The organism is Planctomicrobium stercoris (assembly GCF_051465655.1).
In the GTDB taxonomy this organism is placed as follows: Bacteria; Planctomycetota; Planctomycetia; order Planctomycetales; family Planctomycetaceae; genus Planctomicrobium.
The window spans coordinates 3,993,799-4,008,854 of sequence record NZ_CP195791.1; the positions used below are offsets into that span (position 1 = coordinate 3,993,799).

Genomic DNA, 15,056 nt, shown 5'->3' on the forward strand with positions numbered 1-15,056 from the left:
AGTTTGGTCGATCATGTGCAGGCGATTCAGGATTTTCACCGCATGAACGTCCATATTATCGCCTGCGGAACGTAATAGATTATTGGCAAAACCGCTTTAGGTCACGCAAACATGGACCTCGTTCAAGTGCCGAACAGATTAAAACTGCGGCGCGATGTCACGTTGATCGGCATCGCCTGCTGGATTCTGACTTGCCACCAACACTGCCAGATGTTCGATGTCAAAATTCTCCAGTGCGCAGCGGCAGGAGAAATAGAAGACCACCATGGCTGCCGTGGAAAACATGGTCGTCACTGCCTGGATGAGAATAATGACCACCGTCTGCAGATGGATCTGAGGAATCAATGCTGCTCCGGTCCCCAGCAACCAGCTCGCGATGGCCACTATGATCCCCACCATCAGAAAGGTTCCCATGTAAGGTCGGACGAGCTGCTTGCTGCGAGAGAGAGCTTTGCTGCCGCTGAGGTTCTCCAGCACGACAACGTTCTGTGACAGGCCGAACCAGATCGCAAACAGAATTCCTGGGATGATGAGCAGAATCAATCCCCCCAATATAGCGAGCCCCATCAGTATGGAGGTCCAGATGAGTGGACCGATCTTTCCAAGGCCCACGCGGATCGCCTGCCCGGCGGAGACCGTACGACCGAGGTATCGTTCCGCGACCGCGTAAGTCACTGCTGCGTTCGCCAGCGGAACAACAACCACCGCCCCGATCATCGACAAGAGACCTGTGACCGGCAGATATTTGAGCTGATCAGCCGTCAGCCGGGCCATTTCTTCGTCTGTCAGGTCAGAACCCACCTCCGGCATCACAGCCAGTTGAAAGCCGCTAGTGAGCACCTGATACGGAATCCAGGTATAAAGCATAATTCCGAACAGAAGCCCGAGATTATCACGCACGACTGCAATGGACTGATCAAGAATGCCTCCCAGCTTCAGATGCTGAATCTTGTAAGACATGGCCCTCTCCTGTCGGCGTTGAGTTATCGTTTCAAAGCACGCTGAGCATCAGCATACCGTGATACGTCTCTCCACTCCAGCCAGACGTACCGGAAGTCGACGTTGTGAAGTTCGCAGCCCGAGACGAAGCTCGCCGATCCTCATTCCGATTCCGCGAGATTGTCAGTCGCGCGGGTTGATGACGGGAAGACATAGAACACGAGCTGAGTGCCCCCGCCTCCTCCCCTGAAGCGTCTTTTAGCTAACGGAAACCTCTCTCCTAACACCCGTTCCAGCCGACGAAGAACCGCTCGACCAACCCGTCCGACAGTCCCGGAAGTGGAGCTCAGATCGTGTTTGAAAAGTGGGAGGGCGAGGCTCCTGCCGAGCCGGGGACGTCAGTTCGCGCGAACTTTTTGCGAGTCCGTAGGAGCGCCCCCTCCCGAATCCGGGTTCCGTTGAAATTTCAAAACACGCTTTGAGATGAAACGAACTGCAGCGGCGCGGCCGTTCAGTTTTTCTATCCGTCACAACCGGAATAGAAGGGTGCGCAAACTTTGCGGCTCGAATCAAGCTGTTACTGTGAAATCATCAAGTTATTTGTACAGCCCACAACCCGACATAATTCGTTCCGCCGCGGACAGGGCGTCCGTCGATTCCATTTTTAGATTTCACTCAAGAATCCGCACGGCCATGGTCTGATCGTTTTTCGGCCGGAGATCGGATGTATTCAAAGTGTTGCCTGCCGGCGGTCGCATCGACTCTTTCACAGGTCTCGATGTGCCAACGGATTGCCCGTCGGGTGAGATCCACCGAGTCGACCGGAGTGTCGACAGTCGCGAATTTCTCAGGGAGGAGACAGATGGTCCGCTTTGCGAGATCCTCAAAGAGCCGCGCTGCTCATGCTGCCGTTGCGACCGCGCTTCTTGGCAGCAGCCTGTTTGCGTTGCCAGGTTGTCATATTCCCGATCTTCGACCGGCCCGCGCGGCTCGAGACATCCCGGATACGTTCAATGGTGAATTCCCCGCCGAAAACTCGGCGCACGTCGGGATCGATGACTTCTTCAAAGATCCGATCCTGACGAGCCTCATTTACGAGTCGCTCGACGGGAACCAGGAACTCCGGATCCTGGGCGAGGAAATTCAGATTGCCAATAATGAAATCCTGGCTCGCAGGGGGGCGATCTTCCCATTCGTGACCTTCGGAGGTACAGCGGGAATGGATAAGCCCAGCTTGTTCACTCCGCAGGGGGCCGTTGAAGACCAACTCGATTATAGCCCGGGGCGTGGCTTCCCCGAACCACTTCCGAACTTCATGTTCGGTGCGAACGTCTCCTGGGAAGTGGATATCTGGCGTCAGTTAAGAAACAGTCGGGATGCCGCTGCATTACGTTATCTGGGGACGATTGACGGCCGTAACTACGTTGTCACATCACTGATCGCGGAGATCGCGGACAACTACTACACGCTGCTCGCGCTCGATCAGCGACTCGAAAACCTTGACCGCACCATCGCACTGCAGGAACGCAGCCTGGAAATTGCCGAAGCCAGTAAGGAAGGGGCACGCGGAACAGAGCTGGCAGTGCAGCGATTCCGTGCGGAAGTGAAGAAAAATCAAAGTCAGAAGCTGATCATCAAGCAACAGATTATCGAAGTCGAAAACCGGATCAACTTCCTGTGCGGACGTTATCCGCAGCCGGTCAGCCGATTCACCCCGGACTTCTTCGAACTCAGTCTGCACACGCTCAGCCTGGGAGTCCCCTGCCAGCTCCTGATGAACCGCCCCGACATCCGTCAGGCGGAGCGCGAGCTGCAGGCAGCGGGTCTGGATGTTCGCATCGCCAAAGCGAACTTCTATCCCAAACTCAACATCCGCGCAGGTGTGGGGTACGAAGCGTTCAATCCCAAGTATCTGGTGGTCACGCCGGAATCGCTGATCTATGGCGTGGCATCGGACCTCGTCGCCCCTGTCGTGAACCGAAGTGCCGTTAAAGCGGAATACATGAGTGCCAATGCAGCCCAGCTGCAGGCCGTCTACAAATATCAGCAGGTGATTCTGAACGCCTTCACCGAAGTGATGAACAATATCAATAAAGTGGAGAACTACACCCAGAGCATCGCCTTCAAGCGTGAGCAGCTCAGTTCACTCGAAGCATCCGTTGACGCGGCCGGAAAGCTGTTCAATGCCACCCGCATTGAATATCTCGACGTCCTGTACGCCCAGCGTGACCTCATGGACGGCCGCATGGAGCTGATCGAGGCGAAGAAGGAACAGCTCTCCGCGATCGTCAATACCTATCAGGCTCTCGGGGGAGGACTTGTGGCTGCCGAGTACCGTGAATGGCCGGTCTACACACCTGACACCGTTGTTCCCACCCCGGCTGTTCCCAAGGACGGGATTCCACCGTTCCTTCCACCCCCGCCAGCCACGGTACCGCCAGAAGCTCCCAAGGCCCTGGAGATTCCCAAAGCCCCTGAGTAGTTCACGACTCGCCGAAGCTGTGGCAATCACGACAGCGAATCGCCCTGTTGACGGGAAGCAGTTCAGGTCGAAAAGCCCGGCAGGATGTTCGATTCGGGGCGGTTCAAGAAGGTTTTCAATCAGCTGTCGCTTCGCGATTTCCTTCCACCGCCCGGTTTGCGGATTCGCGAATTTTCCTGCAAGTAGTTCTCTGCTTCACCGCTCTGGATTTCATGAATAGCCCGCTTGATGGTATTGGGCGAAATCCGCAGGGCTCGACTGATGATCGTCAGTCCCCCGCGTCCCAGTTTCATAGATTCCCGGGCAGCCCAGTGCCTGCGTTGCACTTCGGAAACCGGCGACTGCAGCTCACGGAACCGGGCCTGAATATCGCGGATCAATTCATCTCGGTGCATACGGTGTTCAATCCTCCTGCCATCTCATGATCAGTCAGCGCACGAAGCGTGAGCGAGTGCATTCCCAACATGATGAATCAATCATCCGCTATGAGTGATGATGTGTGTGTTCCAGGGTTTCACTGAGCGGCTCACTGGTGGCATCCTGAATCAGCTTTCCGGAGCCGGCGAGTTTGGCGAACAGATAATACAGTCCGGGTATCACCAGCACGCCGAACACCGTCCCGATCAGCATCCCTCCCACCGCCGTTGTTCCGATGGTTCGGTTTCCAATGGCTCCAGGACCTGTCGCGCGGACCAGCGGAATCAGACCGGCAATAAACGCGAAAGAGGTCATCAGAATCGGGCGGAAACGGAGACGGCCCCCTTCGATCCCGGAATTTTTGATGCTCTCTCCTTCGTGATTTCGCTGAACCGCGAATTCGATAATCAGAATCGCGTTCTTCCCCAGAAGTCCCACCAGCATCACCAGACCGATCTGGGCATACACGTCATTGGCCAGCCCCATCGATTGGAGAAACAGAAAAGAACCGAAGAGTCCCACCGGAAGTGAAAGCACCACTGCCAGCGGCAGAATGAAGCTTTCGTACTGAGCCACCAGCACCAGGTAAACGAAGGTCACCACGATCGTGAAAATGTAGATGGCGAGGTTTCCCTTGTTTGCTTCATCATAAGACAACCCTTGCCAGCCGATCCCGAAACCGCGAGGAAGGGTCTGTGCGGCCACTTCCTGAATCGCAGCAATGGCCTGACCCGTGCTGTAACCGCTGGCGGGGGCTCCCTGAATGATCGCTGTCGGGTAAAGATTGAAGCGGTTGATTTCATTCAGCCCCTGCTTCTTTTCGATCTTCATGAATGAGGAGTAGGGGACCATTTCCCCGGACTCGTTCTTCACGAACATGTTCTCGAGATCTTCCGGGAAGCGGCGAAACTCCGGAGCGGCCTGCACGTACACCTTGAAGAACTGGCCGAATCGCACAAACCCCTGTTCCCATGTGCTTCCGACGACGATCGACAGGTTGTCGAGGGCAGCTTTGATGGAAACCCCTTTCTGCATCGCCACGTCATTGTCGATGACCAGTTCATACTGGGGGTAGTTCGATGCGAAGAACGTGAAGAGTCCTTTCAGCTCTTTGCGTTTTGCCAGTTCATGCAGGAAGGAGTCTGTGACTTCCCCCAGTTGCTGATAGTTTCCGGAGTTCGTCTTATCGAGCAGACAGAGTGAAAATCCCCCTGCCGCACCGAATCCCGGAACCGCAGGCGGTTCGAAGAACTCGAGCTTCACGTTGGGGATGGAACGCCCTTTCTTCTCCAGTTCTTCGATCAGTTGTTTAGAGGTCAGCTTGCGCTCTTCCCAGGGTTTCAAATTGATAATACAGGTCCCTGCGTTGGAACCGCGACCTTCCGTCAACACCTCATACCCTGCCAGCGAAGAGACAGACGTGATCTCTTCAAACTCTTTGCAGATCGCCTGAAGTTCGTGGGATTTCGAGTTTGTGTATTCGAGCGTCGAGCCCGGCGGGGTCTGAATAATCCCGTAGATAATCCCCTGATCTTCGAGCGGGATAAATCCAGACGGAAGAACCTTGTTCACCAGCAGAATGCCGAAAGAAAACGCGCCGATCACCAGCAGGGTCACCAGACGCTGGGTGATGATCCCCTTGAGCAGCCACGCATAGCCGCCGGTCACTTTTTCAATGAAACGGTCGAAGAGGTACAGCGCCCATCCCAGCGGGCCGCGTCGCTTCTTCACGTTCGGCTGATGCGGTTTAAGAATCAGGGCGCAGAGCACCGGAGTCAGGGTCAGGGCGACGACCCCGGAAAGGATGATGGACATCGCCATCGTGAGCCCGAACTGGCGATAAAAGACCCCCACAGGACCGGTCATGAAGGTCACCGGAACGAACACAGCGGTCATCACCAGCGTGATCGCGACGATGGCCCCGCTGATTTCGTGCATCACCTCCTGAGTGGCTCGATAGGGCGAAAGATGTTTCTCATGCATCTTCGCATGGACCGCTTCCACCACCACAATCGCATCGTCCACCACCACCCCGATGGCGAGCACCAGTGCGAACAGGGTGATCAGATTGATCGACATCCCGAACATCAGCATGAAGAAGAAGGTTCCGATCAACGACACCGGCACAGCCAGCGTCGGAATCAAAGTCGAACGCCAGTCCCCCAGGAACAGGTAAACGACCAGCGAAACCAGCACAAACGCTTCGAATAGGGTATGCAGCACTTTCTCAATCGAGGCATCCAGAAATCGCGAAACGTCGTAACTGACTTCGAAATCCATCCCTGGAGGAAACGACGCTTCTTTGATCTCCTCGATCGTTTCCTTAACCTTTTCAATCACGACCGCCGCATTGGAGCCCGGCGTCTGTTTCAGCACGATCGCCGCTGAGGGCTTGCCGTCGATATCCGAATAGAGATCGTAGAACGATGACCCCAGTTCGATATGAGCGACATCCTTCAACCGCAGAATTTCGCCGTTCGACTTCGCCTTGAGAATGATGTTTTCGTATTGATCCGGTTTGTTATACCGACCGGTCCACGTGAGCACGTATTCGACAGTCTGTGACGTTTTCCCGGTGGCCTGTCCCAGTCGACCGGGCGAGCCGATCATGCTCTGCTCTTCGATCGCCTTCATGATGTCTTCGGAGGACAGGTTGTAGGCCCGCATGCGCTCCAGATCGAGTTCAACCCGCATGGCATACGCCCGGTTCCCCAGGATGTTTGCGGTCCCCACCCCCTGAATACGCTTGATTTCCGGCAGCACATTCACGGTGACATAGTTGTACAGAAAGTTCTGATCGACATTCTTGTCGGTGCTGTAAACGTTCACGTACATCAGCATGCTGGTCATATTCTGCAGCACGATGATCCCTTCCCGCTCGACGATCGGGGGGAGCCGGTTTTTCACCGTCTGGATACGATTGTTGACGTTCAGCACCGCGACGTTGGGGTCCGTTCCCGGTTCGAAAATAATCTGAATCGTCGCTTCACCGGCGCTGGTGGCAGCGGAGGTCATGTAGCGCATGTCCTGCACGCCGTTGATCGCCTGTTCCAGAATCACCAGCACGGAGTCGACCAGAACGTTCGCGCTGGCCCCGGGGTAGGAGACCGCGACGATCACGCTGGGAGGAGCGACCGAAGGAAACTGGGAAATCGGCAGCGTCTTGATCGCCAGCCCCCCCAGGAACAGGATGAGGAGCGAGATCACAATCGCCAGTGCTGGCCGATGAAGAATTCGTGCGAACATGATGTCTCAGTGAAGTGGCAGGCGGCACGTGCTCGGAGAACCTGCGATCAGGGCACGAACGTCATCGCGCCGGATCTGTCATTCCCGGAGAGTGCAGCGGAGTGTTGGAAATGTTGCGATGTCGATGAATGAATCGGCCGCTGGAAGACATGGCTTTCCGCTGGGATGTTTCGACAGTTTCAGAGTGACTTCGAGATGAGCGAGTCGATTGACAATCGCTTCAGCGTGGCCCGACTTACTCGGCGGCATACTTCAAATGGCCCAGAACAATCTTCGGTTCGAGATATTCGAACTCAACTTTCTCACCGTCGTGAACCTGTCGCACCCCTTCGAGAATGATCTTGTCATTCACTTCGAGCCCGCTTTTGATGACGTACAGGTCATCCAGTTCATTCTCGACAACGATATCCCGTTGATGCACGACGTCGTGTTCATCAACGACGTACACATATTGCTTGTCGAGAGTTTCGAAGGTCGCACGCTGGGGAATGACAAGAGCGTTCTCCGAGACACGTTTCAGAAGCACGGTGCCGGTCTGTCCGTGTCGCAGCAGGCCATCCGGATTTGGAAAGTCTGCCCGAAAGGCGATATTTCCTGTTTCGTTATTGAAGTCTGCTTCGATCGCACCGATCTTCCCGGTGAACGGAAAGATCTTTCCATTGGCCAGCTTGAGCTCGATCTGCAGGTCTTCCGAGTGCTGTTCCAGATTCGCCTTGTATTCGAGATAGCGAGATTCGGGAACGTTGAAGTACACCCACATGGTGCTGTTGTCCGACAGCGTCGTGAGAATCTCCCCTTCTTCGATCAGACTCCCCTGCTGGTGCATGAGACGATCGACGATTCCGTCATAGGGAGCTTTGATGAATGTGAAGTTGAGTTCAGCTTGAGCCTGCTTCACCTTGGCCTGTGCCTTTTTCAATTTGGCATCCAGCAGGAGAACTTCGTTCTGTGAAACGACATTGTCGTCTCCCAGTTTCTTTGTGTAGTTGTATTCGAGCTGGGCGAGCTGGGCCTCTGCCAGTTCTGCATCCAGGTTTGCCTCATAAAGGATCGGAAGGATCTGGAAGAGGACCTCCCCTTGCTTGACGGTCTGCCCTTCCTTGATGGCGATCGGTTCGAGATAACCGCGTTCCAGAGCACGCAGTTCGATATGCCGCTGCGAGCGGATCTGACAGACGTATTGCTGGGTTAACGTCACCGCTTCCGAGACCGGATTCGTCACGACAATTTTATGCTTGGCGTGCTCCTGATGGTGCTCTTCGTCGTGGTGATTGCAGGCTGACAAGGTGAGGGAGATGAATGCCAGCAGAACGGGAGAGATGAACGAGGCTTTCATGTTGCTTTCAGACGTTATCGTGTCAACGGGGAGCGCTGTCGGCCTGGCGTGGTGGATTTTGTCACTGCAGCCGGGTGGGTGAAGCCTTGAACTGCACGCGCCGGGCCAAATTTCATTTTTCGTTGAGAATCCGTGCCAAATCGTCTCTCACACGTCGCGACTGAAAGATTCCCGTCAGCAACGGAACTCAGTCACGTCAAGAACCAACGCCCCCAGCCCCGAGACACCAAATGTTCCTGCACTGACAATCACGCCGAAGAAACCGGCAGATGACGAAAGAAATTCGGGACTTTGCTGTGGATGTCGTCACAAAACCGACAGCTCCGAGCTTGCTGAACCCCTTCCTGATGGTGAGGTGAGGAAAAGGCAGTGCGCCGAAGGTGCGATGCAGGCAGAATGTTCAGACCTTTGACGCGCAGGTTCTCAACATTGAAAATGCCTGCTGAAGATTACGATGACGTTAACGTGCCATCGTTTTAGACAGACTGCTGACCAGGATATAGACAGCCGTTGAAGGCCCCCGTGTGGTCAGAAGTTTGAATCAGAACGTTACGAACAGGTGACAGTAAGGGTTACTGCTTCCAACGCTGCGGCATTACGAAGGCGTTTCCCGCACAAAATCAGAGATGAAGAATTCTTCATCCTGGGCTCAGCGAGGGTTCATGTCACTCATCCACAATGAAGGCGTTCAATCGAAAGTAGACCGCCTCAGTGGAGATCAGCATGTACCAGCTTCTGAATCAACAACTCGTTCCGGGCATGTTGTCCGACTTTCTGGCCGGCATGGACGTCAGGAGCCTGATCCCGTTTCTTCTGGTCAGTGTCCCCTGCCTCATCCTGTTGCTGGGGGTGACAGTCGATGCCGTTGGCCAGATTGCAGGACGACAGTTTCGCGTTGCGAAGCGAGCAGCGCGGGTCGACCAGAGACGTCCGCTCGCACGGTCCGGATCGATCCCCCGAAAATCGGCGTCGTCCTGCTGATCAGACCGCATTGCGGTTCGCTTCAGGCCAACGCGTATCCGGGAAACGACCATCGAGACGGTGAATGGACTCACGCTGGCGGAGTGAAGTTGAACCGTTCGCACTGGCTGAAAAACTCCAGCGGATTGTCGTAAACAATCTTCCGAATCTTCGCTTCCGTGTGACCCCGGCGTTTCATCTCCTGAATGAAGTCCGGCACAGCCAGCGGATTACTCGGGCCCCAGTCCCCGGCCGAGTTCACCATAATCCGTTCATCGCCGTAACGCTCGATGATGTCCGCAGCCCGGGCGGGGGTGCACTTTGTCGTCGGGTATAACGTCATCCCGCACCAGAATCCGTTCTCGATTGCCAAGCGGACGGTATGCTCTTCGACGTGATCAATACAGACACGCTGAGGAAGAATGTCATTTCGTTCCCGAAGCATATCCACGATCATCCGCGTCCCCTTGAACTTGTCCTGCAGATGTGGCGTATGAATGAGGACCAATTCATTGGTTTTGGCAGCCAGATCCAGATGTTCACGGAAGATGGTCGACTCGTTCGGCGTATTCTTATTCAGTCCGATTTCACCAATCCCCAGCACGCCGGGACGATTGAGATATTCGGGAATCATGGCAATGACTTCGCGTGAGAGAGGAATGTTCTCCGCTTCTTTGGCATTGATGCACAGCCACGTGAAATGCTGAATGCCGGACCACCCCGCCCGTTTGGGTTCGAAGTCGGTCAGCTGGTGGAAGTAGTCCCGAAAGCCATCCACAGTTCCCCGATCGAATCCTGCCCAGAACGCAGGTTCGCTGACGGCGACGCAGCCCATCCGGGCCATCCGCTCGTAGTCGTCGGTGGTGCGGGAAACCATGTGAACATGCGGGTCGATGTAATGCATGGAACTGTGGCGTCTCATCTGAAGGAAAATCAATGATTCGTACGACCTGAAATTTTCCGAATTGCAGGCGGGAGTGTCTACTCTGTTGAACGAAGAATCTCCCGGGGAACCGAATTGTCGGCAGGCAGAAAGCAGTGCAGTCGGCCGTCAGAGTCGTCCACGTACAGCCGGCCGCACTCTCGACACTGGTACATGGTCCGTGCCGGCTTCCCGATCAATTCCCGAGTTTTCATGCTGGCAGCCTCTTCCCGGATCTTTCCTCGCTCCAGCGGAACAAGGACCTGCTCGTCGATCCCGTCGAAGAGTGCCAGCCAGTTCTGATCCGGAATGAAATACGCTTTGTGCGGATGGCCGTCGGTACTGTCAACGAGCAGATGCCCGCAGTGGCAGGTGACTTTCATGTGAGTTCCATCTTATGAAGTGATTCCGGAAGTGGCTGACATTCACCCAGCATTCAATCTGGTCTCAATCCTCGAAAGTACCCGGCTGCAGCCCAGTCTCGAAACCAGTTTCCCAGCTCACGTGCCAGTTCTTCAAAGGTGATCGAACTCAGCATGAGTGATTGCTCGATGGCTGCTCCCAGGGTGTCGCCAGACTGAAGTCGCTGCAGCAGAATCCACTGTGGCTGCGAAAGGGTTCTGCGCCTCACAATGAAGTCACGCCGGTTCACTGCCAGCCAGGATTCGCGTAATTTCAGCGAGGGAAGGGGCAACTGCTGTCGAACCGCTGTGATGTATTCATGAACCGGAAACTGGAACTGCACCAGCCGCAGCGACGGCGACGTTTCAAGTCGTATCTCTTCCCACTCCTCCGCAGGAACCGATTGAAGCGTCTCCGCAGCAAGAAGTGGGAGCGATTCTTCGCCGGGACCGTCAAAGACTTCTGAGTAAAGCCGCTCCAGCCGGGCGAGTTCAATCACGAAATCAATCCACTCCGGTTGTCCGTGTTCCACTTTGCCATTGGGCCGAGTGTCGGCGAGATAATCCGGAAACCGGCTTCCAAGAGTGTTCAGCGTGTAACTCGCTGGAGGATGTTCTTTCAGATAACCCGCAGCGAACGCTCGAAATGCCTCGTCTCCGACAGCCTGACGAACTGCGGGAAATTCCGCTTCCAGACACTCGATCAAGCGGGCGAAGTAGGCGTGGCTGTAAATTGCCAGACGTTCTTCACTCGTGCAGGCCAAGGACCTGTCGATGACCGATTCCAGCTGATCCGCGTGCAGGTCGATCTGTTCTCGCGCCAGCGGGCTCGCCATCCCGGTGGCAATCCCGTGAGGATGCGTAATGACCGACAGCATCCAGCGCTGCACGACATCCAGAGAATACGGAGGCGGTGTCTTCATTCGACCTCCGCCAGAACCATGACGGCCGGTTGAGGCACCACGCGGGATCCCGATTCTTCAGTGGAGGAAGACGCGGCGAACGTACGGGGCAGCCCCGCCTGCATATGTTCTTTCGCCTTGAGGATCTCTGCGTGGACGACGGGAAATTCGGGAATGGCAGCGTCCCATTCCAGCAGGCTCGAAACGCCTCCCGTCCACTGATGAGCCTGACGGTACAGTTCCCAGACGGGATCAATCACGGGACCATCGTGAGTATCAATGCAGTGAGTCCCCATGTTCGTATGGCCCGCCAGATGCATCTGGACGATCCGCTCATGTGGAAGCCCGGCGATGTACTCGCACGGATCGAAATCATGGTTGACGCTGGAGACATACACGTTGTTCACATCCAGCAGCAGGCCGCAGTCCGCTTCTTCAGACATCCGGGTGAGGAACTCCCATTCGGACATCGTTGAACTGACAAAAGTGACGTAGCTGCTCGGATTTTCCAGGACAAGCGGACGCTCGAGAAAGTCCTGCACAATCCTGATCCTCTCGACGACATGCCGAAGCGTCAACTCGTTGAGAGGAATGGGGAGCAGGTCATGTGAGTTGCGGCCAGCCACTCCGGTCCAGCAAAGATGATCCGAGATCCATTTCGGTCCCACGGCCTGGGCGAGCTGCTTCAGCTTGTACAGATAGTCGAAGTTGAGCGGATCTGTGCTGCCGATCGACAGCGACACCCCGTGCATGACAATCGGATACTGCTCGGCAATCTGCTCGAGCACATAGCGGGGTCGCCCCTGCGAGTCGATGTAGTTCTCGGAAATGATCTCGAACCAGTCGACCGGGGGACGGTGTTTGAGAAGATACGGATAGTGCTGCGTCCGGAGTCCGACGCCCAGTCCCAGCTGAGGGTGTCCAAGTCTGGCTGTGGGCATGGCGTCTTCCCGACTCGATCGCCTTACAATGCGAAACTTTAACCACCGAAAGCACGGAAGAGACGGAAAGTCAGGCGAACTCAGCGAATCGAAACCAGCGACCGGCGCAAACTTCGAATGCACTTCTGCAGGACGAAAGCCAAGTCAGACTGTAATCATCAGGTTTTTCCGTGCGTTCCGAGTCTTCCGTGGTTCAACTAGAGATGGCCCTCCGCAAGAGGGTTCGCATCTGACACGTGAATGTCCATCTCGCTTCTGCCCGACTTCAAGTCTTCGCAGGCGCGGGACCAACTTCCTTGCCCGCGTTTTTCATCGCGGCTTCGAAGTTCTTGCGGGCGGAATCCCAGGCGTGGTCCATCAACGGAATGTGGCATCCGCCCATTCCCTTGCAGGCGTTCTCGCCGGGGTTGGCTCCGCAGCCACCCTGTCCCTTGCACTCGTTCTGCTGGGCGCATCCGTGATCAGCGACGCTGGCACAGGTCCCTTGCCCTGCACAGGCGTTTTCCTTGCTCTTCCCTTGATTCTTGCACATGTTGAGGCCGCGGCACACATGCGGTTCCTGAAGTAACAGACTGACCGATTCCCCGGCAGCCTCAGGATGAGCAGCTGAACCGCCGGGTTCATTCTTCGTGCTTCCAGCCTCGGGTGTCCCACCGGGACATCCAGCCAGAGACCCGCTGATGAGTCCTCCGAAGGCAGCGGCGGCGAGCTGATGAAAATTGCGGCGGTTCAAATTGGTCATGGCGTTGAGCCTGATTGGTGAGTTTGAAGTGATGCGAAGCCCGGCGATCGCATCGCCGAGGAATCGATGTTAACGAACAGTGAAGTTTGAATCCGAACGTTTACACAGGGACAGCATGTTGTCGAACGATTTCTCTCGCGCTCCGCAGGCCATCTACCGCAGCGCTGATGATTCCCCCAGCATAGCCTGCACCTTCGCCCACGGGAAAGAGACCAGCCAGTCCCGGGGCCTGCCGGGTCGAGACATCACGGTCCATCCGCAGCGGAGCACTCCCCCGCATCTCCGGACCGACGAGCGTGGCGTCTTTCAAAAACTTCCCTTTCCACTTCTCATCCATGATCGGCAGCCCTTCCTGCACAGCCCGGACGACAATGGGGGGAAGCACTTCCCGCAGGTCACAGCTGACTGTTCCGCGCTGATACGAGCTGGGATAACTTCGTTCCCCTGCAATCACGCGTCCGCTGAGAAAGTGATGGGCGAACTGGATCGGCGAATGATACTCCCGATCGCCAATTTCGTAAGCAGCCGCTTCGAAGCGTCTCTGGAGCTCGACCCCTGCCAGGGGATGATCGCTTCCAAAATGTTCCGGTTCGAGGGTGACCATCAACCCGCTGTTGGCAAATGCGGTGTCGTGCCGGGAGTTACTCATTCCGTTAGTGCAGAACCGACCCGGTTCGGACACGCTGGGAATCACATATCCGCCAGCACACATGCAGAAGGAATACAGATCGCGATTGGCCTTCGCGACGAGCGTATAGTCGGCAGCCCCCAGCAGATCGACGTACTCGTCACGGCCGTATTTCCATTTGTTGACGTTCACCTGAGGGTGTTCGATCCGCAAGCCAAGCTGAAACGCCTTGGCCCGCATCGGCACCCCCATCCGGTGAAGTTCTTCGTACGTGTCTCGGGCACTGTGTCCGATTGCCAGAATCAGATGATTGGTAGGAATGAAGCCAGTCGAGGTCCCGATCCCGGTGACCTGACCATCCTGCTGCTGGATACTTTCCATGCGGCAGGCGAAACGGTATTCCCCTCCCAGCGCTTCGATCTTTCGCCGGTAGTTCCGGCAGATCATCGGGAGTTTGTTGCTCCCCAGGTGAGGTCGGTGTTCGTAGCGGATCGATTCCCGTCCGCCGCAGGTGATGAACGATTCCAGCACCCAGTCCACGTCGGGACCGGTCATCCTGCAGGTGAGTTTGCCGTCGGAGAAGCACCCCGCTCCCCCTTCGCCAAAGAGATAATTGTTTTCCGGATCATGCGGAGCGTGCTGAAAGTCGAACGCACGAATCGCCGGGACCCGCTCCTTCACCGGATATCCGCGGTCGATGATGATGGGCCGATAGCCCCGCACCGCCAGATAATATCCCGCGAGCAGTCCTGCGGGGCCTGCCCCCACCACAACAGGACGCAGCGGCAATGGCCGTTCGCCGGCGGGAGGATCATCAAACGGCTCGGGGACAAAAGTATCGACATCCTTTTTTCGCGTGAGCTTCTGAGCCAGGCGGGGATCGTCCGGCACATTCGCAGCGATGGTGTAGACAAATCGCAGGTCGTGCTTGGATCTCGCGTCGAGGCTCTTACGAAGAATCCGCCATGAATTCAGGTCGTCCACCCGCACACCGAGCCGCTGACTCACCTGGCGAACCAGTTCTGTTTCCGCTGCCTCCACGGGCAGCCGTAAATTTGTCAGTCGGACCTGCATATCGGAATCAATTTCAAAGGACGAATTCTGGAATCAACTGGGACGGAGGAACGACCCGCGCGAAAC

12 protein-coding genes are annotated in these 15,056 nt (G+C 56.0%); 2 read left to right on the forward strand and 10 right to left on the reverse strand.

All coding sequences use genetic code 11. From position 1 onward, the window contains the following. Window positions 1-138: 138 nt before the first annotated feature. On the reverse strand, window positions 139-960 hold the full coding sequence (locus SH661x_RS16030) for a hypothetical protein (protein ID WP_437223407.1): 822 nt from the start codon (window positions 958-960) through the stop codon (window positions 139-141). 841 nt (window positions 961-1,801) lie between these two features. Here SH661x_RS16030 and SH661x_RS16035 point away from each other — a divergent pair. Continuing rightward, on the forward strand, window positions 1,802-3,421 hold the full coding sequence (locus tag SH661x_RS16035) for a TolC family protein (protein ID WP_437223409.1): 1,620 nt from the start codon (window positions 1,802-1,804) through the stop codon (window positions 3,419-3,421). A gap of 119 nt (window positions 3,422-3,540) precedes the next feature. Here SH661x_RS16035 and SH661x_RS16040 read toward each other — a convergent pair whose 3' ends face one another. The 3 genes from SH661x_RS16040 to SH661x_RS16050 form a co-directional block, all read right to left on the reverse strand. Then, entirely contained in the window at window positions 3,541-3,816 is a 276-nt protein-coding gene (locus SH661x_RS16040; protein ID WP_437223412.1) for a hypothetical protein, read from the reverse strand. An 88-nt stretch (window positions 3,817-3,904) separates the two neighbouring features. After that, window positions 3,905-7,084, reverse strand: coding sequence for an efflux RND transporter permease subunit (locus SH661x_RS16045; RefSeq protein WP_437223415.1), 3,180 nt, complete (start codon window positions 7,082-7,084; stop codon window positions 3,905-3,907). 235 nt (window positions 7,085-7,319) lie between these two features. Further along, window positions 7,320-8,420: an efflux RND transporter periplasmic adaptor subunit gene (locus tag SH661x_RS16050; RefSeq protein ID WP_437223417.1), complete on the reverse strand. Its 1,101-nt coding sequence runs from the start codon at window positions 8,418-8,420 to the stop codon at window positions 7,320-7,322. A gap of 723 nt (window positions 8,421-9,143) precedes the next feature. Between SH661x_RS16050 and SH661x_RS16055 the strand changes: the two genes are divergently transcribed. Further along, the gene (locus tag SH661x_RS16055) at window positions 9,144-9,401 is read left to right on the forward strand and encodes a hypothetical protein (RefSeq protein ID WP_437223419.1); all 258 of its coding nucleotides are present in this window, start codon (window positions 9,144-9,146) and stop codon (window positions 9,399-9,401) included. 70 nt (window positions 9,402-9,471) lie between these two features. On the opposite strand, the gene SH661x_RS16060 is transcribed toward SH661x_RS16055, so the two are convergent. The 6 genes from SH661x_RS16060 to SH661x_RS16085 all read right to left on the reverse strand — a co-directional run bounded on the left by SH661x_RS16060 (window position 9,472) and on the right by SH661x_RS16085 (window position 14,990). Then, complete coding sequence (locus SH661x_RS16060) at window positions 9,472-10,284, reverse strand: TatD family hydrolase (RefSeq protein WP_437231213.1); 813 nt, start codon at window positions 10,282-10,284, stop codon at window positions 9,472-9,474. A 77-nt stretch (window positions 10,285-10,361) separates the two neighbouring features. After that, the gene (locus tag SH661x_RS16065; protein WP_437223422.1) at window positions 10,362-10,685 is read right to left on the reverse strand and encodes a hypothetical protein; all 324 of its coding nucleotides are present in this window, start codon (window positions 10,683-10,685) and stop codon (window positions 10,362-10,364) included. Between the two features lie 53 nt (window positions 10,686-10,738). Next, on the reverse strand, window positions 10,739-11,626 hold the full coding sequence (locus SH661x_RS16070) for an HvfC/BufC family peptide modification chaperone (RefSeq protein ID WP_437223424.1): 888 nt from the start codon (window positions 11,624-11,626) through the stop codon (window positions 10,739-10,741). Next, on the reverse strand, window positions 11,623-12,546 hold the full coding sequence (gene bufB / locus SH661x_RS16075; protein WP_437223427.1) for an MNIO family bufferin maturase: 924 nt from the start codon (window positions 12,544-12,546) through the stop codon (window positions 11,623-11,625). Before bufB ends, SH661x_RS16070 begins: the two co-directional genes overlap by 4 nt. Window positions 12,547-12,811: 265 nt before the next feature. Beyond that, on the reverse strand, window positions 12,812-13,288 hold the full coding sequence (locus SH661x_RS16080; RefSeq protein WP_437223429.1) for a hypothetical protein: 477 nt from the start codon (window positions 13,286-13,288) through the stop codon (window positions 12,812-12,814). Window positions 13,289-13,388: 100 nt separating this feature from the next. After that, a complete protein-coding gene (locus SH661x_RS16085; RefSeq protein ID WP_437223432.1) occupies window positions 13,389-14,990 on the reverse strand; it encodes an NAD(P)/FAD-dependent oxidoreductase in 1,602 nt (533 codons plus the stop codon). Window positions 14,991-15,056 lie beyond the last annotated feature (66 nt).

Bases quoted from the DNA above. Each gene is read 5' to 3' on its own strand.
- SH661x_RS16030 (WP_437223407.1), bottom strand. From the start codon at position 960: ATGTCTTACAAGATTCAGCATCTGAAGCTGGGAGGCATTCTTGATCAG.
- SH661x_RS16035 (WP_437223409.1), top strand. From the start codon at position 1,802: ATGGTCCGCTTTGCGAGATCCTCAAAGAGCCGCGCTGCTCATGCTGCC.
- SH661x_RS16040 (WP_437223412.1), bottom strand. From the start codon at position 3,816: ATGCACCGAGATGAATTGATCCGCGATATTCAGGCCCGGTTCCGTGAG.
- SH661x_RS16045 (WP_437223415.1), bottom strand. From the start codon at position 7,084: ATGTTCGCACGAATTCTTCATCGGCCAGCACTGGCGATTGTGATCTCG.
- SH661x_RS16050 (WP_437223417.1), bottom strand. From the start codon at position 8,420: ATGAAAGCCTCGTTCATCTCTCCCGTTCTGCTGGCATTCATCTCCCTC.
- SH661x_RS16055 (WP_437223419.1), top strand. From the start codon at position 9,144: ATGTACCAGCTTCTGAATCAACAACTCGTTCCGGGCATGTTGTCCGAC.
- SH661x_RS16060 (WP_437231213.1), bottom strand. From the start codon at position 10,284: ATGCATTACATCGACCCGCATGTTCACATGGTTTCCCGCACCACCGAC.
- SH661x_RS16065 (WP_437223422.1), bottom strand. From the start codon at position 10,685: ATGAAAGTCACCTGCCACTGCGGGCATCTGCTCGTTGACAGTACCGAC.
- SH661x_RS16070 (WP_437223424.1), bottom strand. From the start codon at position 11,626: ATGAAGACACCGCCTCCGTATTCTCTGGATGTCGTGCAGCGCTGGATG.
- bufB (WP_437223427.1), bottom strand. From the start codon at position 12,546: ATGCCCACAGCCAGACTTGGACACCCTCAGCTGGGACTGGGCGTCGGA.
- SH661x_RS16080 (WP_437223429.1), bottom strand. From the start codon at position 13,288: ATGACCAATTTGAACCGCCGCAATTTTCATCAGCTCGCCGCCGCTGCC.
- SH661x_RS16085 (WP_437223432.1), bottom strand. From the start codon at position 14,990: ATGCAGGTCCGACTGACAAATTTACGGCTGCCCGTGGAGGCAGCGGAA.